The sequence below is a fragment of the Streptomyces sp. NPDC002044 genome (assembly GCF_040296725.1).
Lineage (GTDB): Bacteria > Actinomycetota > Actinomycetes > Streptomycetales > Streptomycetaceae > Streptomyces > Streptomyces antarcticus.
This window is the reverse complement of sequence record NZ_JBEOXU010000043.1, coordinates 1-20,086: the sequence shown is the minus strand read 5'-3', so window position 1 is coordinate 20,086 and position 20,086 is coordinate 1. Positions and strand designations below refer to the sequence as shown.

18 protein-coding genes are annotated in these 20,086 nt (G+C 71.2%); 5 read left to right on the top strand and 13 right to left on the bottom strand.

Features of this window, described 5'->3' with window-relative positions; all coding sequences use genetic code 11:
• Positions 1-55 precede the first annotated feature (55 nt).
• Positions 56-463, bottom strand: coding sequence for a MerR family transcriptional regulator (locus tag ABT106_RS13900; RefSeq protein WP_351276330.1), 408 nt, complete (start codon positions 461-463; stop codon positions 56-58).
• A gap of 236 nt (positions 464-699) precedes the next feature.
• Between ABT106_RS13900 and ABT106_RS13895 the strand changes: the two genes are divergently transcribed.
• Complete coding sequence (locus tag ABT106_RS13895; protein ID WP_502979351.1) at positions 700-1,392, top strand: helix-turn-helix domain-containing protein; 693 nt, start codon at positions 700-702, stop codon at positions 1,390-1,392.
• Positions 1,393-1,534: 142 nt separating this feature from the next.
• Here the strand turns inward: ABT106_RS13895 and ABT106_RS13890 are convergent, their stop codons facing one another.
• On the bottom strand, positions 1,535-2,560 hold the full coding sequence (locus tag ABT106_RS13890) for an ATP-dependent 6-phosphofructokinase (RefSeq protein WP_351276326.1): 1,026 nt from the start codon (positions 2,558-2,560) through the stop codon (positions 1,535-1,537).
• Positions 2,561-2,929: 369 nt separating this feature from the next.
• On the opposite strand from ABT106_RS13890, the gene pta reads away from it, so the two are divergent.
• The 3 genes from pta to pyk all read left to right on the top strand — a co-directional run bounded on the left by pta (position 2,930) and on the right by pyk (position 7,818).
• On the top strand, positions 2,930-5,014 hold the full coding sequence (pta, locus tag ABT106_RS13885; RefSeq protein WP_351276324.1) for a phosphate acetyltransferase: 2,085 nt from the start codon (positions 2,930-2,932) through the stop codon (positions 5,012-5,014).
• 96 nt (positions 5,015-5,110) lie between these two features.
• Entirely contained in the window at positions 5,111-6,325 is a 1,215-nt protein-coding gene (locus ABT106_RS13880; protein WP_351276322.1) for an acetate kinase, read from the top strand.
• Positions 6,326-6,387: 62 nt separating this feature from the next.
• On the top strand, positions 6,388-7,818 hold the full coding sequence (gene pyk, locus ABT106_RS13875) for a pyruvate kinase (RefSeq protein ID WP_351276320.1): 1,431 nt from the start codon (positions 6,388-6,390) through the stop codon (positions 7,816-7,818).
• Between the two features lie 111 nt (positions 7,819-7,929).
• Here pyk and ABT106_RS13870 read toward each other — a convergent pair whose 3' ends face one another.
• From ABT106_RS13870 to ABT106_RS13850, 5 genes are all read right to left on the bottom strand, one after another.
• Entirely contained in the window at positions 7,930-8,124 is a 195-nt protein-coding gene (locus tag ABT106_RS13870) for a hypothetical protein (protein ID WP_351276318.1), read from the bottom strand.
• 218 nt (positions 8,125-8,342) lie between these two features.
• Entirely contained in the window at positions 8,343-9,698 is a 1,356-nt protein-coding gene (locus ABT106_RS13865) for a hypothetical protein (protein ID WP_351276316.1), read from the bottom strand.
• Complete coding sequence (locus tag ABT106_RS13860) at positions 9,688-10,278, bottom strand: DUF6114 domain-containing protein (protein WP_351276314.1); 591 nt, start codon at positions 10,276-10,278, stop codon at positions 9,688-9,690. The genes ABT106_RS13865 and ABT106_RS13860 overlap by 11 nt, the downstream gene beginning before the upstream one ends.
• Positions 10,279-10,381: 103 nt before the next feature.
• The gene (locus ABT106_RS13855; protein ID WP_351276312.1) at positions 10,382-11,032 is read right to left on the bottom strand and encodes a DUF6230 family protein; all 651 of its coding nucleotides are present in this window, start codon (positions 11,030-11,032) and stop codon (positions 10,382-10,384) included.
• A gap of 640 nt (positions 11,033-11,672) precedes the next feature.
• The gene (locus tag ABT106_RS13850) at positions 11,673-12,674 is read right to left on the bottom strand and encodes a tetratricopeptide repeat protein (RefSeq protein ID WP_351276310.1); all 1,002 of its coding nucleotides are present in this window, start codon (positions 12,672-12,674) and stop codon (positions 11,673-11,675) included.
• Between the two features lie 237 nt (positions 12,675-12,911).
• Between ABT106_RS13850 and ABT106_RS13845 the strand changes: the two genes are divergently transcribed.
• Positions 12,912-13,562: a TetR/AcrR family transcriptional regulator gene (locus tag ABT106_RS13845; protein WP_351276308.1), complete on the top strand. Its 651-nt coding sequence runs from the start codon at positions 12,912-12,914 to the stop codon at positions 13,560-13,562.
• Between the two features lie 50 nt (positions 13,563-13,612).
• On the opposite strand, the gene ABT106_RS13840 is transcribed toward ABT106_RS13845, so the two are convergent.
• From ABT106_RS13840 to ABT106_RS13815, 6 genes are all read right to left on the bottom strand, one after another.
• Positions 13,613-14,266 carry a hypothetical protein gene (locus ABT106_RS13840; protein ID WP_351276306.1) on the bottom strand — a complete coding sequence of 218 codons (654 nt, stop codon included), beginning with the start codon at positions 14,264-14,266 and terminating at the stop codon, positions 13,613-13,615.
• Positions 14,263-15,576, bottom strand: a complete 1,314-nt coding sequence (locus ABT106_RS13835; RefSeq protein ID WP_351276304.1) for an AAA family ATPase — start codon at positions 15,574-15,576, stop codon at positions 14,263-14,265. The genes ABT106_RS13840 and ABT106_RS13835 overlap by 4 nt, the downstream gene beginning before the upstream one ends.
• A gap of 184 nt (positions 15,577-15,760) precedes the next feature.
• Entirely contained in the window at positions 15,761-17,461 is a 1,701-nt protein-coding gene (icmA, locus tag ABT106_RS13830) for a coenzyme B12-dependent isobutyryl-CoA mutase large subunit (RefSeq protein WP_351276302.1), read from the bottom strand.
• 106 nt (positions 17,462-17,567) lie between these two features.
• A complete protein-coding gene (locus ABT106_RS13825; protein ID WP_351276300.1) occupies positions 17,568-17,897 on the bottom strand; it encodes a DUF3817 domain-containing protein in 330 nt (109 codons plus the stop codon).
• 132 nt (positions 17,898-18,029) lie between these two features.
• On the bottom strand, positions 18,030-18,539 hold the full coding sequence (locus ABT106_RS13820) for a MarR family winged helix-turn-helix transcriptional regulator (RefSeq protein ID WP_351276298.1): 510 nt from the start codon (positions 18,537-18,539) through the stop codon (positions 18,030-18,032).
• 3 nt (positions 18,540-18,542) lie between these two features.
• Positions 18,543-19,844 carry an MFS transporter gene (locus ABT106_RS13815; RefSeq protein WP_351276296.1) on the bottom strand — a complete coding sequence of 434 codons (1,302 nt, stop codon included), beginning with the start codon at positions 19,842-19,844 and terminating at the stop codon, positions 18,543-18,545.
• Positions 19,845-20,086 lie beyond the last annotated feature (242 nt).

The window sequence follows — 20,086 nt, the reverse complement described above, 5'->3', positions numbered from 1 at the left end:
GGGTCCCTCTTTCCTGTTCGTCGTCGTCATCCGGTCATCCGGTCATCCGCATCCGTCATCCGGTCATCTCGCAGCGCGGGGCCGGCGGCCCGTCCGTACCGGGCCCGGGGGCAGCCCGGTCGGCCGTCGCCAGCTGGCGGGCCACCTGGTCCCGTACGCCGCCCAGCCGGCCGATCAGGGCGTCCAGCTCGGCGAGCTTGCGCCGGTAGACGGCGAGCGAGGCGGGGCAGGAGTCCCCGGCGGGGTGCCCGGCGCGCAGGCAGTCCACGAAGGGCCGCGTCTCCTCCAGCTCGAATCCGAAGTCCTGGAGGGTGCGGATCTCGCGCAGCAGCCGCAGGTCGTCCTCGTCGTAGGTGCGGTAGCCGTTGCCGGCCCGCCGGGCGGTCAGCAGGCCCCGTGACTCGTAGTACCGCAGGGTCCGGGTGCTGGTCCCGGCCCGCTCCGCCAGTTCGCCGATGCGCATGGGCCGACCGTATTCCTTGACGCCGACGTCAGGGCAAGGGCCGGGTGGAAGGCGTCACGGGACTTGCGCCGACGGGTTCTGGCTGAAACCTTGTGGTGGCAGTGGATCTTCCGCTGTACCGGATACCGGACAGTCGCTGAGAAAACCGACGAATGCCCTTAACTCCCTAGGACGTTCCTACGAGTTATGGGCTTGTTTGTTTGGTCTGTAGGCGCAGCGGCCTGGCCACTTCTACGGTGTGCCGTGTGCACTCCAGCCCACCTTTCAATGCCCCCGCCGCGCGTCGTCTCCGCGCGGCCCTGGGCATGGCGCCCGGCCACGTCGCCTATGGCCTGCGCGCCCAGTACGGACTGCTTGTCGCGCCCGAGACCGTGATGGCCTGGGAACGTGGCGAGATTTCGCCCACCTCCGCCGAGCTGACGGCTCTCGCCGGTGTCCTGTGGTGTTCCCCCGGGGAGCTGATCGCGGAACCGGTCAGCCTTCGCGAACACCGGATGTCCAGGGGGCTGGCCGCCGAGGAGCTGGCCCGGCGGGTCGGCCTCGACGCGAACGCGTACCAGAAGATGGAGGACACCGGACGCTGGAAGGGCAACGAGCGGCAGTCCGCGGCCCTCGCGATGGTGCTGGGGCTGACGCTGGCCCAGTTCGTGACGGCCACGGGCAAGGACGAGGAGCTCGCCGAGGTCCTGCGCAGCGCGGTCACCACCCGCTGGCAGGCGTACGTGAAGCCGCTGTCCAAGATGCTGCCGATCCCCCGGGCCCACCTGGAACAGGTACTGGAGCGGCTGCACGGGGACTACCAGTCACGGATGGTGGCGACCCTGAGCTGGGGCGGCGCCGGGGGCTCGGCCGGGGCGGGCGACGCGGGCCGGGAGTTCCTGGCCGAGATCGTCGGGCGGTTCTGGGACCTCGCGGGGCGTGCGGCGTAGGACACATCCGGGCGGTCCCGGCGCTGCGGCGAACGGCCCCGGCCCGTCCCACGAGGGAGCGGACCGGGGCCGTTCGGTCGCGCAAGTGGGGCCGGAGGTCCCGGACGGTCCCGCGCCGCGGCAGACCGGGGCCGGGCCGCGCCTAGAACACCGACTCGGCCTCGTACATCCGCTCCTCGGGCACGGTCTTCAGCTCGGTGACCGCGTGGGCCAGCGGGGCCATCACGATGTCGGTTCCGCGCAGCGCGGTCATGTTGCCGAACTCGCCGCGGTGGACGGCCTCCACCGCGTGCCAGCCGAAGCGGGTCGCGAGGACGCGGTCGTAGGCGGTCGGCGTGCCGCCGCGCTGGACGTGGCCGAGGATGACCGGGCGCGCCTCCTTGCCCAGGCGCCGTTCCAGCTCGACGGCGAGGCGGTTGCCGATGCCGGCGAAGCGCTCGTGACCGTACTGGTCGATCGCGCCCTTCTCGTACGGCATGGAGCCCTCGGCCGGGTGCGCGCCCTCGGCGACGCAGATCACGGCGAACTTCTTGCCGCGGGCGAAGCGCTCCTCCACCATCTTCACCAGGGCGTCCACCTCGAAGTGGCGCTCCGGCAGACAGATCCCGTGGGCGCCGCCGGCCATGCCGGACTCCAGCGCGATCCAGCCGGCGTGGCGGCCCATGACCTCGACGACCATCACGCGCTGGTGCGACTCGGCGGTGGTCTTGAGGCGGTCGATGGCCTCCGTGGCGACCATGACGGCGGTGTCGAAGCCGAAGGTGCGGTCGGTGGAGGAGATGTCGTTGTCGATGGTCTTCGGTACGCCGACGACCGGCATCCCCGCGTCCGACAGCATCCGGGCGGCGGTCAAGGTGCCCTCGCCGCCGATCGGGATGAGGGCGTCGATGCCGTAGCGCGTGGCCAGTTCCTGCGCGTTCTCGGCGGCCTCGTGAAGGCGGGCGCGCTCCATGCGGGCCGAACCGAGGATGGTGCCGCCGCGGGCGAGGATGCCGCTGACGGCGTTGATGTCGAGGGGGCGGAAGTTGCCGTCGAGGAGGCCCTTGAAACCGTCCTCGAAGCCGATGACCTCGTCCCCGTGCCCGACTGCGGCGCGGTGTACGACCGACCGGATGACAGCGTTGAGGCCCGGACAGTCGCCGCCTGCGGTGAGAACTCCGATACGCATCGTGCTGTGTCTCCTGCTCCTGGTCGTACCAGTGCCTTCCGCGTGCGGGCGGACGGCCGTACATATGAAGGGCGTATGGGTGAAGCGTGTCCGATTGTTCCACGTCCGGGGGGTACGGCGCGCTGTGTGCCACTCCGGTCCGGGGGCCTTTCGACCCCTCTGGGCAGCCCTTTTGCCTGGCGGGCGCCCTATCCATCCGCAGAGGTATTGTCAAGGGGGCAAGCCCTTACCAACCGGGTCAATCACGCCCTGGACCCGCTCGACCCGCTCGCCGGCCGCCGCGGTGGGGCGGCGCCCGCACCAGCATCCGCATCCGCTCGCGCCCGCGCTTTCGGACGGACCAGCCACTGACATGGACGGAGAGCACGCGTGACGCGCAGCGTGTACGTGACCGGTATCGAGCGGGGGGACGGCCGTCAGGTCGTCGAGCTGGGGATCATGGAGCTGCTGACCCGGCAGACGGGCCGGGTGGGCGTCTACCGCCCCCTGCTCCACGACAGCCCCGACCGGCTCTTCGACCTCCTCAAGGCCCGCTACCGGATCGAGCAGGACGCTTCGACGGCCTACGGCATGGAGTACCAGCAGGCTTCGGCCATCCTGGCCGAGAAGGGCACCGACGAGCTGGTGTCGCAGCTGGTGGACCGCTACCACCGGGTGGCCCGGAACTACGAGGTCATGCTGGTCCTCGGCACCGACTACGCCGACACCAACCTGCCCGACGAGCTGGCGCTCAACGCCCGCCTCGCCAACGAGCTGGGCGCGGTCGTCGTCCCCGTGGTGGGCGGCACCCGGCACGCCGCCGAGGCCGTCCGCTCCGAGGCCCGCAACGCCTACCGCGCGTACGAGTCGCTGGGCTGCCACGTCGTCGCGATGATCGTCAACCGGGTGGCCGCCGAGGACCGCGAGCCGATCGCCGAGCGGCTGGCCGCCCGCCTCCCGGTCCCCTGCTACGTGCTGCCGGACGACAAGTCCCTGTCGGCCCCGACCGTCGCCCAGATCACCCGGGCGCTCGGCGGCGAGGTGCTCCTCGGTGACGAGGCCGGGCTCGCCCGCGACGCGCTGGACTTCGTCTTCGGCGGCGCCATGCTGCCGAACTTCCTGAACGCCCTGACCCCCGGCTGCCTGGTCGTCACCCCCGGGGACCGCTCCGACCTGGTCATCGGCGCCCTCGCGGCGCACACCTCCGGCACCCCGCCGATCGCCGGGGTGCTGCTGACCCTGAACGAGCGCCCGGGCCCGGACATCCTGACGCTGGCCTCCAAGCTGGCCCCGGGCACCCCCGTCGTCTCGGTCGCCGGGAACAGCTTCCCCACCGCGGCCGAACTCTTCTCGCTGCAGAGCCGGTTGAACTCGGCCACCCCGCGCAAGCTGGAGACGGCGCTCGGCCTCTTCGAGCGGCACGTGGACACCGCCGAACTGCGCGACCTGCTGTCGGTGGCCCGCTCGGAACGCGTCACCCCGATGATGTTCGAGCACGAGCTGCTGGAGCGGGCCCGCTCCGAGCGGCGCCGCGTGGTCCTGCCCGAGGGGACCGAGGAGCGCGTGCTGCGCGCCGCGGACGTGGTGCTGCGCCGGGGGGTCTGCGACCTGACCCTGCTGGGCGAGGAGCCGGCGATCCTGAAGAAGGCCGCCGACCTCGGCATCGACATCTCGGCCGCGCAGCTCATCGACCCGGCGAAGTCCCCGTTGCGGGAACGGTTCGCCGCCTATTACGCCGAGGCCCGCGCCCACAAGGGCATGACCGTCGAGCTCGCCCACGACGTGGTCACCGACGTGAACTACTTCGGCACGCTGATGGTGCAAGAGGGCCTCGCCGACGGCATGGTCTCCGGGGCGGTGCACTCCACCGCCGCGACCATCCGCCCCGCCTTCGAGATCATCAAGACGAAGCCGGAGGCGTCCATCGTCTCCTCGGTGTTCTTCATGTGCCTGGCCGACCGCGTCCTCGTCTACGGGGACTGCGCGGTCAACCCGGACCCCGACGCCGAGCAGCTCGCGGACATCGCCGTCCAGTCGGCCGCCACCGCCGCCGCCTTCGGCGTCGAACCGCGGATCGCGATGCTCTCGTACTCGACCGGCACCTCGGGCTCGGGCGCGGACGTCGACAAGGTCCGCAAGGCCACCGAACTCGTCCGGGCCCAGCGCCCGGACCTGTTGATCGAGGGTCCGATCCAGTACGACGCGGCCGTGGAGCCCTCGGTCGCCGCGACCAAGCTGCCCGGGTCCGAGGTGGCCGGGCGGGCGACCGTACTGATCTTCCCCGACCTCAATACGGGCAACAACACCTACAAGGCCGTGCAGCGCTCGGCGGGCGCCGTCGCGGTCGGCCCGGTGCTCCAGGGGCTGCGCAAGCCGGTCAACGACCTCTCGCGCGGCGCGCTGGTGCAGGACATCGTCACCACCGTGGCCATCACCGCCATCCAGGCGCAGGGCGCACCGGCGCCCACGGCCTGACCTCCCCTCCGTCCGCCGCGCGCCGCCCGCGGCGCCGCCGCATTCCCCTCCGTCCGCCTCCGTCCGCCTCCGCCCGCGACAAGGAAAGACCCCACCGTGACCGCATCGCGCGTACTCGTCCTCAACTCCGGCTCCTCGTCGGTCAAGTACCAGCTCCTCGACATGGCGGACCGGTCCCGCCTCGCCGTCGGCCTGGTGGAGCGGATCGGGGAGGAGACCTCCCGTCTCGTCCACGAGCCGCTGACCGGCCCCGGCGCCGCCGGCGGCCAGCGCGAGCAGCTCGGGCCGATCGCCGACCACGGTGCCGCGCTGCGGGCCGTGGCGGCGGAGCTGGCGGCCGACGGGCTGGGGCTGGACTCCCCGGAACTGGCCGCCGTCGGCCACCGGGTGGTGCACGGCGGTACGAAGTTCACCCGGCCGACCGTGATCGACGACGCGGTGCTGGCGGAGATCCGCAGCCTGATCCCGCTGGCCCCGCTGCACAACCCGGCGAACGTGACGGGCATCGAGGTGGCGCGGGAGCTGCGCGCGGACCTCCCCCAGGTGGCCGTCTTCGACACCGCCTTCCACGCGACGATCCCGGAGTACGCGGCCCGGTACGCGATCGACGCCGCGACCGCCGACAAGTACTCCATCCGGCGGTACGGCTTCCACGGCACCTCCCACGCGTACGTCTCGCGGGCGACGGCCGGGCTGCTCGGCAAGGCGCCGGAGGAGGTCAACGTGATCGTGCTGCACCTGGGCAACGGCGCCTCCGCGTCGGCGGTCCGGGGCGGGGTCTGCGTGGAGACCTCGATGGGCCTGACCCCGCTGGAGGGCCTGGTCATGGGGACGCGTTCCGGAGACCTGGACCCGGCGGTGGTCTTCCACCTGGCGCGGGTGGGCGGCCTCTCGGTGGATGAGATCGATTCGCTCCTGAACAAGAAGAGCGGTCTGCTGGGCATGTGCGGGGACAACGACATGCGCGAGGTGCTGCGGCGGGCGGGCGAGGGCGACGAGGCGGCGGCCCTGGCCTTCGCGGCGTACGTCCACCGCCTGAAGAAGTACATCGGGGCCTATTCGGCGGTGCTCGGCCGGGTGGACGCGGTGGCGTTCACGGCCGGGGTCGGCGAGAACGCCCACCAGGTCCGCGAAGCTGCGGTGGACGGCCTGGCCGAGCTGGGCCTCGCGCTGGACCTCGAAGCCAACGCCGCGCGCTCCCCGGAGCCCCGGCTGGTCTCGGCGGAGTACGCGCGGGTGGCCGTGGCCGTGGTCCCGACGGATGAGGAACTGGAGATCGCCACCCAGGCGTACGCGCTGGTTACTCAGTAGTCACTTGGACTTTCCGCCAGACGGAATATTCCGCTGCGAAACAAACCGATAGGATCCGCTCCATGCGCCGTTCCAAAATCGTCTGCACCCTGGGCCCCGCCGTCGACTCGTATGACCAGCTGAAGCTGCTCATCGAGGCAGGTATGAACGTGGCCCGATTCAACTTCAGCCACGGTTCCCAGGCAGAACACCAGGAGCGGTACGACCGCGTCCGGAAGGTGTCCGAGGACACCGGCCGCGCCGTGGGCGTCCTCGCCGACCTCCAGGGCCCGAAGATCCGTCTGGAGACCTTCGCCGAGGGCCCCGTCGAGCTGGTGCGCGGTGACGAGTTCACCATCACCACCGAGGACGTCCCGGGTGACAAGTCCATCTGCGGTACCACCTACAAGGGCCTGCCGGGTGACGTCTCCAAGGGCGACCAGGTCCTGATCAACGACGGCAACGTCGAGCTCCGGGTGACCGGGGTCGACGGCTCGCGCGTCAAGACCATCGTCATCGAGGGCGGTGTCATCTCGGACCACAAGGGCATCAACCTGCCGGGTGCCGCCGTCAACGTCCCCGCGCTGTCGGAGAAGGACGTCGACGACCTCCGCTTCGCCCTGCGGATGGGCTGCGACATGGTCGCGCTGTCGTTCGTCCGCGACGCCGACGACGTCAAGGACGTCCACAAGGTGATGGACGAGGTCGGCCGCCGGGTCCCCGTCATCGCCAAGGTCGAGAAGCCGCAGGCCGTCGCGAACATGGAGGCCGTCGTCGACGCCTTCGACGCGGTGATGGTGGCCCGTGGCGACCTGGCCGTCGAGTACCCGCTCGAAAAGGTCCCGATGGTCCAGAAGCGGCTCATCGAGATGTGCCGCCGCAACGCCAAGCCGGTGATCGTCGCGACCCAGATGATGGAGTCGATGATCACCAACTCCCGCCCGACGCGCGCGGAGGCGTCCGACGTCGCCAACGCGATCCTCGACGGCGCGGACGCGGTCATGCTGTCCGCCGAGTCCTCCGTGGGCGCGTACCCGATCGAGACCGTCAAGACGATGTCGAAGATCGTCACGGCGGCCGAGGAGGAGCTCCTCTCCAAGGGCCTGCAGCCGCTGGTCCCGGGCAAGAAGCCCCGTACGCAGGGCGGCGCCGTCGCCCGCGCCGCGTGCGAGATCGCGGACTTCCTGGACGCGAAGTCGCTGGTCGCCTTCACGCAGTCCGGTGACACCGCCCGCCGGCTCTCGCGCTACCGCGCGTCCCAGCCGATCCTGGCCTTCACCACCGACCAGGGCACCCGCAACCAGCTCACGCTGAGCTGGGGCGTCGAGTCGTACGTCGTCCCGCACGTGGACAACACCGACGCGATGGTCGACCTCGTGGACGCGGAGCTGCTCAAGCTCAACCGCCACAACCAGGGCGACACCATGATCATCACGGCCGGCTCGCCCCCCGGCGTCCCGGGCACGACCAACATGGTCCGCGTCCACCACCTGGGCGGCGCCGCGACCGCCTGACCCGGCCCGCACCCGCCCGACTCCGCCGCACAGAGCCCGAGGGCGGCGCCCCGGATCCACGGAGGATCCGGGGCGCCGCCCCCGGGTTTTCCGGCCGCCGCTCAGGCGGGATCAGTCACGCCGGACATTGAAATCGGCATCGTCTACGACTGCCTTCTCCAACCCCAGCGGCGTCGCCAGCGCACGGTACGCCTCGACCCGCTCGGGGTCGATCACCACGGAATAGGACTTGAGCACCCGCAGCAGCAGCCGGAACCCGAGGTCGGGATCGACCTCAGCGACAACCCGGCGCAGCGCAGGAACCACTCCGTACACCGCTGCGTAGGAGTGCCCGGCCGTGGCCGACTCCCAGATCCTTGGTCGCGACCGTGTTCGCGGTGGCCGCGTCGGCCTCCGCCGCCCCGTTGGCCGACTTCACTCCCGTAAAGATCAATAGTGTTGGCCGCACAAGTGAATGACCCGCCCCCTGCTTGAAGGGACGGGTCACTCGATTCGGGGCCGGCTGGTTGGCCTGGTGGGCCTGGTTACTCCGGCGGGCCGATGTAGTTCTTGAGGCCCGGGACCGTGAGGGTGCCGCCGAACTGGCCGGCCTGGACGACCTTGACGTTCGTGAAGAACGCGAAGGGGACGTTCAGGGGCGGCGGGCTGTTCGGGGTGAACTCGATCGGGATCAGTCCGAACAGGTTCCCCTTGAGGCTCTCGGTGTACATCGTCACCGTGCCACCGCGGATCTTGGACGTGGAGCCGGGACGGGACTTCAGGTGCGCGACGTTCCCCTCCTTGCCCACCGTCTGGTACAGGTCCTTGATGTCCAGCGAGTCCGCGGTGAACTTGAGGACCTTCTTGATCTTGCCGCTCCCCGTCTTCACCTCGACGATGCCGTGGTAGTCCAGGCCGTAGAGGGTCAGCAAGGAGCTGTCGAGGTACCAGGGCTGGTCCGGCAGGAGCGGGATGCCCGGCTCCAGCTTGGCGTCGGCCAGGGCCTTGGCGTCGAGGGTCGGGCAGGGGAAGGGTTCCTTCCCGTTCGCGTCCTTGCTCGCCGAGGCCGAGGGAGAGGGGGACGGCGAGGTCTTGTCCTCGTCCTCCTTCTCCTTCTTCTCCTGGTCTGCCTTGTCCTTGGCGGCCTTTTCCTGGTCCGCCTTGTCCTTGGCGGTCGCCTTGCCCGTCTCGTCCTTCGGCTTCGTCGTGGTGTCCTTGACGGCCTGGGGCAGTTCCTCGACCTTCGCGCCGGCCGCCTTCGCCGCCTCGCGGATCGCGTCCGCCGACGGGTCGGGGGTGGGCGCCGTGGACGTGGAGGGCGCCGGGGTGACCGGCTTCTGCGCGTCCTTGAGGGGCTTGCCTAGCTCGTCGAAGAACTCCTTGACCTTGTCGCCGACGCCCAGCGGGTCGAGCGGGTTCGGGGTCTTGGAGGCGGACGGTGAGGCACTCGCGCCCGTGGACGGGGTGGCCGCCGGGGAGCTCTGCTTTCCGGCCTTCGGTTCCTCGGCCGGCTTGGACTCCGGCTTCGGCGCCGAGGGCGTGGTACCGGGCTTGGGCGCCACGCTCGCACCGGGCGACGGGGTCGCGGTGGGCGAGGTGCTCGCACTCGGTGAAGGCGACTTCGACGGGCTCGGGGAAGCCGACTCCGCGGGTTCGTCGGACTGTGTCACGCACGGTCCGGGCGCGAAGGGAATGTCCTTCTCGTCGGCCAGCGCCAGCTTCGGCGCCATGCCCATCCCGACGAACACGGCGGTCGGCATGGCCGCCAGCGCCATCGTCTTGCCTACGGGTATCTGGAACTTGGTCAGCAGCGACTTCCTGGGCGCCGCGTGTCGCGGGCCCCTTACTTCACGGGACTCCGCGTTCGGGGTCACACCCCGGCGCGTCTCGTCACCCCGCACTGTTCCTCCCGCCATCGGCGTGGGCAGTCGTCTCTGTCGCGTACGTCGTTTCCGTGCCCCGGGGACCGGGAACGGCCAGGTACGGTCCGTCCGCGAGCGCATCACCCTTGTCCACGACCGCGCCTTCCTTCGGCTCGTCCGACCCGTCTGCCTCGTCTGACCCGTCCGCCTCGGCCGGCTTGCCGGGCGCCCAGGAGAGCGCGAGGGCACCGCCCAGCAGGGAGAAGAGGAAGCCGATGAAGAAGCCGCCGAGGTTGGAGACCGGCAGGGACACCAGGCCCAGCAGGATCGAGGCGACCCCGGCGAAGACCCGCATGTTCTGCTGGAACCAGAGCGTGAACCCCAGCGTCATCAGCAGGACGCCGATGATCAGCGAACCCGCGCCGGCGGTGGTCGCCATGGCGAGGGTGACGTTGCCCAACCGGAGGTCCGCGTAAGGGAAGTACGCGATCGGGAAGCCCCCGAAGACGATGAGGAGTCCGGCCCAGAAGGGGCGGTTTCCCCTCCAGTCGCGGAAGCGGTGGCGGACCACGGTGAGCCAATGGTCGCCTTCGGAGCGAACCGGGGCCTCGGCGTTCATGGACAACAGCTCCCTGGAAACGGTGGTACGGAAAACTGTGTGGCACCCGGGAGGGCCGGCGACGAGAGCCGCCCGCCCTCCCGGTCACAAACCGAAGGCCCGACTAGTTGACGTCGGAGTCCTGGTAGCACGGCTTGTCGCCGCTGAGCAGACGCAGCTTGAGGTCCGGCAGCGTGAAGGTACCCGCCGTCGTCGCCCAGGCCTTCTGCTTCACGTCGGTCAGCGTCGCGGTCTTGGCCCGCTGCGAGAACAGCGCACCGTCGGCCACCGTGCCGGGCTTCGGCTTGGTGGTGTGGGTCCCGTCGCCGACCGCGACGCCGATGTCGAGGTCCGTGAACGTGGCGTCCGCGTCCAGCTCGGCGACGTCGAGGTAGATGTTCTTGGCGACGGCCGCCTCGCCCTTGTGGCCCGTCCGCAGCTGCAACGTGATGTTGCCGAGCGGGGTGGGCGTCACCAGGGACTGGCACATGTTGGTGATCTCGGCCCGGCTGAAGCCGGAAATGGTGACCGGATGACCGGTCTCCTTGCCGGGCTGGCCGATCACGGCGCCCTTCGAGATGCTGCCGTACTGGATCAGGTTCTCGCCGACAAGTGAGTCGGCCGAAACCTTGAAGTCCTGGCCCGAGACGCTGAAGGACGCCGCGAGGGCACCCTGCGCCAGACCCACACCGACCGCGGCCGTGGCCGCGATGCTCGGGACCATGACGAGCGCGAAGCGCTTCCATCTGGTACCGCCACGAACCTGAGAACTCATGTCGTTCCTCCTTCTCGGACGTACATCTCCGGTCCGGGCCGTGCCCGTCCTGGGATGGGAGAAGTGCTACGTCCTCGGGAAGGAGCGCAGGCGGCCGGGCCGCGGCAGAGCCGCGTCCGGAACACCGGCGATCACCCCCGAGCGACAACCACTGGGCCACGCGTTCGCGCAACCTGGAGGACAGGCCCTGCCGTACGGCAGGGACCCCCCTGTCCCACGGACGGTGCCACTGCCACCGACCGGCTCGGTGGGGACCCTCCACCGCGGCTCCGGATGAGCGGCTCTGCGGGAAGGACCGAGCGTCGCCGATCGTGGTCCATTCCCGGCCGGGGCACAAGGGGGTTCGTTACTGGCGGGTAACGGCCAGATAACCGGGGGTCTGCCCGCCGCCGCCGGGCAGCAACACAGGGTGTCACCAAAGGCCACGACAAAACGGGGGAAGAGCGAACACCCCGGACAGTTCGCGGGGTTCGACTTACTGCGAGTAACAGCAGCCGCGATTACCAAGTTTTGGTAAAACGCGGCCGCTGTTTATCTCCATGACAACAAATCACCGGTGGACCACCGGCACCTGGAAGCGCTTTCCGACCCACCCGGGAGCAGGTCTCGGCCCGCCGGAGAGCAGGTCCCGGGGGCCCGGCTAGAAGAGCACCCGCGCCAGCGCCGTACGGGCCGCGGACACCCTGGGGTCGTCCGCGCCGATGACCTCGAACAGCTCCAGCAGCCGCAGGCGTACGGCGTCCCGGTCCTCACCGAACGTCACCCGTACGGTGTCCACCAGCCGCCCGAAGGCGTCCTCGACGTGCCCGCCGACCAGGTCGAGGTCGGCCGCGGCGATCTGCGCCGCCGGGTCGCGCGGGTTCCCGGCGGCCGCGGCGCGCACCGCCTGCGGGTTCATGTCCTGGACCCGTACGAGGAGTTCGGCCTGGGCGAGGCCCAGCTTGGCCTCGGTGTTGCCGGGGTCGTCGGAGAGCACGTTCTTGTACGCCTGCACCGCGCCGCCCAGGTCACCCGCGTCGAGCGCGACGACGGCCGCCTCCAGCAGGGCGTCGTACGGGCCGGCCGGGATCCCGGCCTCGGCGGGCTCCGGGGCCGCGCCCTCGGCGTTCGGGTCGACCTCGACGCCGATGATCCCGAAGCGCTCCTCGGCGACCTGCACCAGCTGGGCGAGGGTCTCGCGGATCTGCTGCTCGGGGGCCGCGCCCTGGAACAGCGGCAGTGCCTGGCCGGCGACGACGGCGAAGACGGCCGGAATGCCCTGGATGCCGAACTGCTGCATCAGCGTCTGGTTGGCGTCGACGTCGACCTTGGCGAGCACGAGCCGGCCGTTGGCCTCGGCGATCAGCCGCTCCAGGAGCGGGCTGAGCTGCTTGCACGGTTCGCACCACTCGGCCCAGAAGTCGAGGACGACCGGAACCTCGGCGGAGAGCTGGATGACGTCGCGTTCGAATCCGGCCTCGTCTACGTCGAAGACGAGCGCGGACGGCGGCAGGGCGCCTGCGGCGGGGCCGGTGCCACCGTCCTGGCCGGCCTGACGGGCCGATTCGGCGCGGGCCTGCTCGGCCTTGGCTTTGGCCTCGCCGGCCGCCTTCACCGCGGCGAGGTCGACGACGCCGCTCATGGACATGTTTCTGGGCTGCATGCGTACATCCTCCCCCGAGTGCGCGCGCCGACGAAAAAGATCGCGTGAATTCGCCGATCCTCGCGATGTCGTGCGGGCGGCGCCGGGTCCCCACCTGGCGCCAGTAGCTCTTCGCGTGGTTGTCGCTCTTACGCTACGACCCGTAGCGTAACTCCTCCCGGCGCCAGGGTCCGCGTGATCTGAACCACACCGCGAGGGCACCGGACCCCTTGGCTACTGGCGGGTATGGTCTCGGCCATGCGCAACCCCAGCTCCGGCCACGACACCGCCACCGGCGCGACGCACGGCCGCACCGGCCGCCCCCGCAGCGCCGCCGCCGACACCGCGATCCTCGCGGCGACCCGGGACGCACTGGTCGACCTGGGGTGGTCGAAGCTGACGATGAGCGACGTCTCGGCGCGGGCCGGGGTCGCCAAGACCACCCTGTACCGGCGCTGGGCGGGCAAGAACGAACTGGTCGTGGACGCGGTCGCGGAGCTGTTCGACGCGCTCGAACTGCCCGACCGGGGGTCCCTGGAAGCCGACATCGGGTACGTGGTCCTGCAGTTCGCGGACCTGCTGCGACGCCCGGAGGCCCGTACGGCGCTGATGGCGGTGGTCGCCGAGTCCACCCGTGACGAGGCGCTGCGCGACCGGATCCGGTCGGCGATCGTGGACCGGCAGAAACGTCTCGTCGTACTGGGGCGCGAGCGGGCCCAGGCCCGGGGCGAACTCCCCTACGAGGAGGACGAGGTCCTCACCGGCCACACCACGGACCTGATCTTCGACGTGATCGCGGGCACGGTGGTCCACCGGGCCCTGGTGAGCTCCGAGCCGGTGGACGAGTGCTGGGTGGCCACCTTCACCGCCCTGCTGATGCACGGCCTCCTGGGCGCGCCCCCGTCCTGACCCGCGGACGCCCGCGCGGTCCGTCCTGCGGTCACGGCACTGTCACGGCACTAGAGGAAGTGCAGGGTCCGCAGGGCCTGCACGGTGTCCGCGCACCACTTCCGGTACGAGGGCAACTGCTCCAGGACGTCGAGGTCCGTATGCAGGACGAGCAGTTCCGCACCGTCGCTCAGCACCTCGCGGCCCTCGGCGCCGAGGAGCGCCTTCCAGACCTGCTTGGGGGTGAGCTTGTCCTTGCCGCCCGACATCGCCACCCGGCCCTCCAACTGCGCTGATGCGGCGTACGGGTAGCCCTTGAGGGCCGCGCTCCCGACGAGGCGCCGCAGCGCGTCGCGGTCGGCCAGCATCCACGCCTCGGTCATCAGGACGGGGACGAGGGGGACGGCGACACCCTCCCGTGCCGTGGACACCTCTCGTCTGCGCTCCATCTCCGCCACCAGTTTGAGCCGTTCGGCGTGGGCGTCCTCGTCGCCGTGGACGAACACCACATCGCAGTCCCGGGCCAGTTCCCCGGCCGCGAGGAGCACGTCCTGCGGCTTGCCGTTCGTCCGTACGGCTGACACCTCGCACCGCAGGACCTCGACTGTCTGCCCGCTGTGCTCCTGGATGAGCCGGTCGAGCTGGCGCTTGACCAGGCTCGACAGGTAGGGCCCGTCACTGCCCTCGACGAGCAGCCCGGGCTGCAGCGGCCGGTAACGGGTCACGGGGTCCTCCGGCCGAGGTTCCTCAGCAGCCGCTCCACCTGCTCCGGCGAGACCGTCTCCCCCGGGTTCCGCTCCGGATCGTAGGCCCGGAGCGGACGGGCGACCGTCGTGCGGGTGACGGTCTTCTCGTGCGGATCCACGTGGTCGGCCTGCTCCATGAAGACGAGGCTGCCGGAGACGTCGTCGCGCAGGGCCGCCAGGAGCGCCGGGGAGTGCGTGGTGGCGATCAGCTGCCGGTAGGGGGTGGGGGTTCCCGGTGTCACGCCCGTACCCCGCCTGAGCCTGCGGACGAGATCGGCGACGTGCCCGGGGTGCATCCCGTTCTCGATCTCCTCCACGCACATTCCGCCGGGCCAGAGCGGGTCTGCGGCCGCGGCGAGCAGCGCGATCATCCGAAGGGTCCCGTCGGAGAGGGCGGGCGGGCTGATCCAGCCGGTATGGCTGAACTCGACCTCGAAGTCGTACTCGTCCCGGCGCTGGTCGTGCAGCGGGCGGACGTCCCGCACTCCGTCGACGAGCGCGGCCAGGTCGGCGACGAACCGCCTCCAGTGGGGCGGGGACTCCTCCCTGACACGGTGCAGGACCGCTGCCAGGTTGGCACCGTCCGGGCTGATCCTGCCGGTGGCGAGAGCCGCCGTGGGGGTGCGCAACGCCGTGGGCTCCAGGACCAAGGGGTGCCAGGACGCGCACTCCCGTGCCATCAGCGCCCGCAGCTCCTCCCCCGGCGCGGCCGCGAAGTCCTCGGCGTACCGCTCTCCTTCCTCCGCGGCGCCCTCGCCGAGGAGGTACGGGTCACGGGGGTCCCAGGGGGTACCCAACATGCCCTTGAAGGTCAGGTAGTCAGGGCCGCCCACCCGGTCGAGGAACGCCGATCTCGCTTCCCGGACGGCGGACCGCGCCTCCTCGTCCAGTCCCGTGTTCGCCATCCAGCCGTCGTCTTCCAGCCTGCTGATCCAGAGGGCGCTCTTCGCGAGCACGGCCGCCTGCCCGCCGGGGGTACGGCCCACGCGCAGACGGATCCGGACCGGGAGCGGGCCGTCCTGGGAGGCGACCAGTGTGCCGACGGTGACGGCCAGGGTGTGGGCGGTCCCGGCACCGCCGCGGTGGAACAGCCCGCCGGGGGACAGCCGGGGATCCTCGCGGACCGTCGCCTCGAAGCCGCGATCGGCGGTGCCGGCGACCAGGCGCAGCGCGTCGAAGAGGTTCGACTTCCCGGCGCCGTTCGGCCCGAGCATGACGAGCGTCGCAGGCACGTCGAGGGAGAAGTCGCGGAACGACTTGAAACCGTCGATCCGAATCTGGGTGATCATCCTCTGCTCTGCTCCTCTGGCGTCGCGCGTGCCCTGTCACCCTAAGGGCTGCCCCGCGGGTCGGCCGGTCGGCGGACCATCGGGCGGGCCGCGCGCGGCGGCCGGCCGCCGCGCCCCCGTGCGGGCGCCGCGGCCGGCCGTGATGCGCGGCCCGGAGGGGCGGCGCGGGGGCGGAGGCCGGGGGTCAGAAGCCGGGGGGCTCGGCGTAGGTGCCCCACTCCTCGCGCAGCACGTTGCAGATCTCGCCGAGGGTGGCCTCGGCCCGTACGGCGTCCAGCATGGCCGGGATCATGTTCGACCCGTCCCGGGCGGCGGCCAGCATGGTGTCCAGCGCCGACATCACCTTCGCGTCGTCGCGCCGGCCCTTGCGCGCCGCCAGTTCGCGCACCTGGACGGTCTCCACCTCATGGCTGACCCGGAGGATCTCCAGGTCGCCGGTGACCGAGCCGTGGTGCACGTTGACACCGACGACCCGCTTGTCGCCCTTCTCCAGCGACCGCTGGAACTGGAAGGCGGATTCGGCGATCTCGCCGGTGAACCAGCCGTCCTCGATGCCGCGCAGGATGCCCGAGGTGATCGGGCCGATCGGGTGCTGCCCGTCCGGGTGGGCGCGCAGCCCGCGCTCCTTGATCTGGTCGAAGATCTTCTCCGCGTCGGCCTCGATGCGGTCGGTGAGCTGCTCGACGTACCAGGAACCGCCCAGCGGGTCCGCCACGTTGGCGACGCCGGTCTCCTCCATCAGCACCTGCTGGGTGCGCAGGGCGATCTCGGCGGCCTGCTCGCTCGGCAGCGCGAGGGTCTCGTCGAGGGCGTTGGTGTGCAGGGAGTTGGTACCGCCGAGGATGGCCGAGAGGGCTTCCACGGCGGTGCGCACGACGTTGTTGTAGGGCTGCTGCGCGGTGAGCGAGACACCGGCGGTCTGGGTGTGGAAGCGCAGCCACATGGACTTGTCGCTCTTGGCGCCGTAGACCTCCTTCATCCAGCGGGCCCAGATGCGGCGGGCTGCGCGGAACTTGGCGATCTCCTCGAAGAAGTCGAGGTGGGCGTCGAAGAAGAAGGAGAGCCCGGGTGCGAAGTGGTCCACGTCCATGCCGCGGGAGAGGCCCAGCTCCACGTACCCGAAGCCGTCGGCGAGGGTGTACGCCAGCTCCTGCGAGGCCGTGGCCCCGGCCTCGCGGATGTGGTAGCCGGAGACGGAGAGCGGCTTGTAGGCGGGGATGCCCTTCGCGCAGTACTCCATCAGGTCGCCGATGAGGCGCAGGTGCGGCTCGGGTTCGAAGAGCCACTCCTTCTGGGCGATGTACTCCTTGAAGATGTCGGTCTGGAGCGTGCCGTTGAGGAGGGCGGGGTCGACGCCCTGCCGCTCGGCGGCGACCAGGTACATGCAGAAGGCGGGGACGGCGGGTCCGGAGATCGTCATGGAGGTCGTGACGTCGCCGAGCGGGATGTCCTTGAACAGGACCTCCATGTCGGCGGCGGAGTCGATGGCGACCCCGCAGTGCCCGACCTCGCCCAGGGCGCGGGGGTCGTCGGAGTCCCGCCCCATGAGGGTGGGCATGTCGAAGGCGACGGAGAGTCCGCCGCCGCCCGCGGCCAGGATCATCTTGTAGCGCTCATTGGTCTGCTCGGCGTTCCCGAACCCGGCGAACTGCCGGATGGTCCAGGTCCGCCCCCGGTAGCCGGTGGCGTGCAGGCCGCGGGTGTACGGATACTCACCCGGCCACCCGATGCGCTCGAAGCCCTCGTACGCGTCGCCGGGCCGTGGCCCGTAGACCGGGTCGACCTCATCGCCGGAGAGCGTGGTGAAATCGGCGTCGCGCTTGCGGGCCTTGTCATAACGGGCCTGCCAGCGGCGGCGGCCCTCCTCGATGGCGTCAGCGTCCATGCCTCCAATTTACTAGGACGTCCTAGTAAATGTCGATGGCAAACCCCCGGAGAGTCGCCCGGGGGTGGTTGCGATTGCGCCTCGGCGGCGGCGGTACGGGTTCCGGCTACGCGCCGGCGGGGGCCATCCGGTCGGCGATCAGCGGCTCGACCTCGGCGCGGACCGTGCGCTCGACGAAGAAGGCGGCCAGCGGGATGGTGCCGCTGATCATGATCCAGAGCATCTTGCCGAAGGACCACTTGGCCTTGGAGCTCAGATCGAACGCGAAGGCCAGGTAGATCATGAAGAGCACGCCGTGGGCCTGGGACACCACGAAGGTCAGATCGGCGCCGGTATCGAAGCCGTACTTCGCCACCATGCAGGCACAGAGGATCAGGAGCATGGCCGCGGTCACGTAGGCCATGACGCGGTACCGGGTCAGCACGCTTCGGTTCATGAGGACGAGCGTAACCGGCGAGAATGTCCCCGCGGACGCGGGGAGCACGTGATGCTCCCGGTGCTCTGCACCTGGAGGGTGGGATCAGCCCCGCTTGGGCCGGGACCACGGCGCCTGAGCTCGACGCGCACGCTACCGCTCGTCGAAGTCCGCGGCCGCGACCCGCAGGGGGCGGAGCAGCGCGAAGATCTCCCCGCACTCCTCGGCGTCGTACGCCCCGAGGCCGAAGTCGACCTCCATCAGGTCCCTGGTCGCGGCCTCGACGACCTCGCGGCCCTTGTCCGTGATGGAGGCGAGGGTGCCGCGGCCGTCGTTCGGGTTGGGCCGCTTGTCGACGAGCCCGGACCTGACCAGCCGGTCGACGGTGTTCGTCACCGACGTCGGGTGGACCATCAGGCGCTCGCCGATCTTCGACATCGGCAGCTCGCCGGCCTTGGAGAAGGTGAGCAGCACCAGCGCCTCGTACCGGGCGAAGGTCAGCCCGTACGGCTTGACCACCGCGTCCACCTCGCCGAGCAGGATCTGCTGCGCCCGCATGATCGAGGTGATCGCGGCCATCGAGGGCACCGGACCCCAGCGTTGCTGCCAGAGCTCGTCGGCGCGGGCGATGGGGTCGAAGGGAAGGCTGAGCGGCTTGGGCACGCCTCAGACCCTACCGGGCGGCCATTTGACGACGGGCCCCGTCTCATGATTCGGCCCTTTCTCCTGCGGGGCCGCCGCCCGGAGTTCGGCGAGCAGGAGCAGGACGACGGCCGCGCCGAGGCCCCCGGAGCCGGCGACGACGGCGTGCGCCGGGAGGAACTCGGCGGCGAGACCGGCGAGCGCCATGCCGACGCCCTGGACCGTCATCAGGCCGGCGCCGAGCAGGGTCATCGCGCGGCCGCGCAGCTCGTCGGGGACGGCGTCCACGTACCACTGGTCGAGGCCGAGGGTGTGGGCCTGGGCCAGCCCGGCGAGCAGCAGGGCGGCGAACACGGCGTACGGGCCCGGGCGGACGGCGTACACGAGGAGCGGCAGCGGCGCCACGGCGGCGAGCGGGGCCACGATCCGCGAACGCGTTCGGGCGCTGAGCGCGGCCCCGGCCCAGAGCTCCCCGGCGATGGTGCCGACGGGCAGCGCGCACATCAGCAGCCCGAGCACGACGGTGCCGGCGCCGATGTCGTGGGCGTACGGGGCGAGGAGCGCCTCGGGGACCACGACGAAGGCGGGCGGCAGCCAGAACAGCAGGGTGAGCGCGCGCAGCCGGCGGTTCCCGAGGACGGCGCGCAGACCGGCGAGCGGCGCGGTGCGGGCGGCGGGGGCGCGGGCGGGACGGGCGCGGGTGCCGAGCCCCAGCAGGAGCGCGGAGCCGAGGAACCCGGCGGCCGTGAGGGCGATGGCGCCGCGCGGCGCCAGCACGGTGAGGAGCAGGCCGCCGAGGCCGAAGCCGATGAGCTGGGCGCTCTGGGCCACCATGCGCAGGAGCGAGCGGCCGAGGACGAAGGGGTCACCGGAGCCGAGGATGTCGGCGAGGGAGGCGCTGCGCGTGCCCTGGAACAGCGGCGCGACGAAGGCCATGGCGCAGCGGAGCGCGAGGAGCAGGGCGACGGGGGTGCCGGGCAGGGCCATGGCGGCGGCGCAGGCCGCGCAGACCAGGTCACACCCGACGAGCACCCGGCGGGCGGGGAGACGGTCGGCGATCCCGGCGAGGAGGGTGCCGCCGAGGGCGTAGGGGAGAAAGCCGAGGGCGAAGGTGAGCGCGCTCATCAGCGGGGAGCCGGTGGCGCGGTAGACGAGGACGGTGAGGGAGATCTCGGCGACGACGATGCCGAGCACGGACATCAGGTGTGCGGCGAAGACGGGCCGGAACTCCCGGACCCGGAAGACGGACCGGTATCCGGCGGGCGCCGGGTCGATCGGGTCGGCCGGGTCGGGGGCCGGACCGGCGTCCGGGGTGAGGGTGGACATGGCGGCAGCCTGTCCGGCCCGGCGTGGCGGCGGTATCGATTCGCCCTGGCCCGAATCCACGGCCCTCCCCCGCCCCCGGCAGGGCCGCGGGCGGGGCGGCGCCCTGGGCGGGGCGGTTGCGAGGAGCGGGAGGCGGATCCGCGCCGGTACGGCGGCCCGAAGCGGAGGCCCGTCCCGGTCAACGCCCCCCCGGGCCGCCCTGGCCGGGCCGCCCGCCCCGAATAAGTAGCGACGGGCGGCAG

Coding starts and splice junctions, on each gene's coding strand:
- pyk (WP_351276320.1), top strand. CDS start 6,388: ATGCGCCGTTCCAAAATCGTCTGCACCCTGGGCCCCGCCGTCGACTCG.
- ABT106_RS13855 (WP_351276312.1), bottom strand. CDS start 11,032: ATGAGTTCTCAGGTTCGTGGCGGTACCAGATGGAAGCGCTTCGCGCTC.
- ABT106_RS13825 (WP_351276300.1), bottom strand. CDS start 17,897: ATGAACCGAAGCGTGCTGACCCGGTACCGCGTCATGGCCTACGTGACC.
- ABT106_RS13815 (WP_351276296.1), bottom strand. CDS start 19,844: ATGTCCACCCTCACCCCGGACGCCGGTCCGGCCCCCGACCCGGCCGAC.
- ABT106_RS13860 (WP_351276314.1), bottom strand. CDS start 10,278: ATGAACGCCGAGGCCCCGGTTCGCTCCGAAGGCGACCATTGGCTCACC.
- icmA (WP_351276302.1), bottom strand. CDS start 17,461: ATGGACGCTGACGCCATCGAGGAGGGCCGCCGCCGCTGGCAGGCCCGT.
- ABT106_RS13835 (WP_351276304.1), bottom strand. CDS start 15,576: ATGATCACCCAGATTCGGATCGACGGTTTCAAGTCGTTCCGCGACTTC.
- ABT106_RS13850 (WP_351276310.1), bottom strand. CDS start 12,674: ATGCAGCCCAGAAACATGTCCATGAGCGGCGTCGTCGACCTCGCCGCG.
- ABT106_RS13890 (WP_351276326.1), bottom strand. CDS start 2,560: ATGCGTATCGGAGTTCTCACCGCAGGCGGCGACTGTCCGGGCCTCAAC.
- ABT106_RS13900 (WP_351276330.1), bottom strand. CDS start 463: ATGCGCATCGGCGAACTGGCGGAGCGGGCCGGGACCAGCACCCGGACC.
- ABT106_RS13845 (WP_351276308.1), top strand. CDS start 12,912: ATGCGCAACCCCAGCTCCGGCCACGACACCGCCACCGGCGCGACGCAC.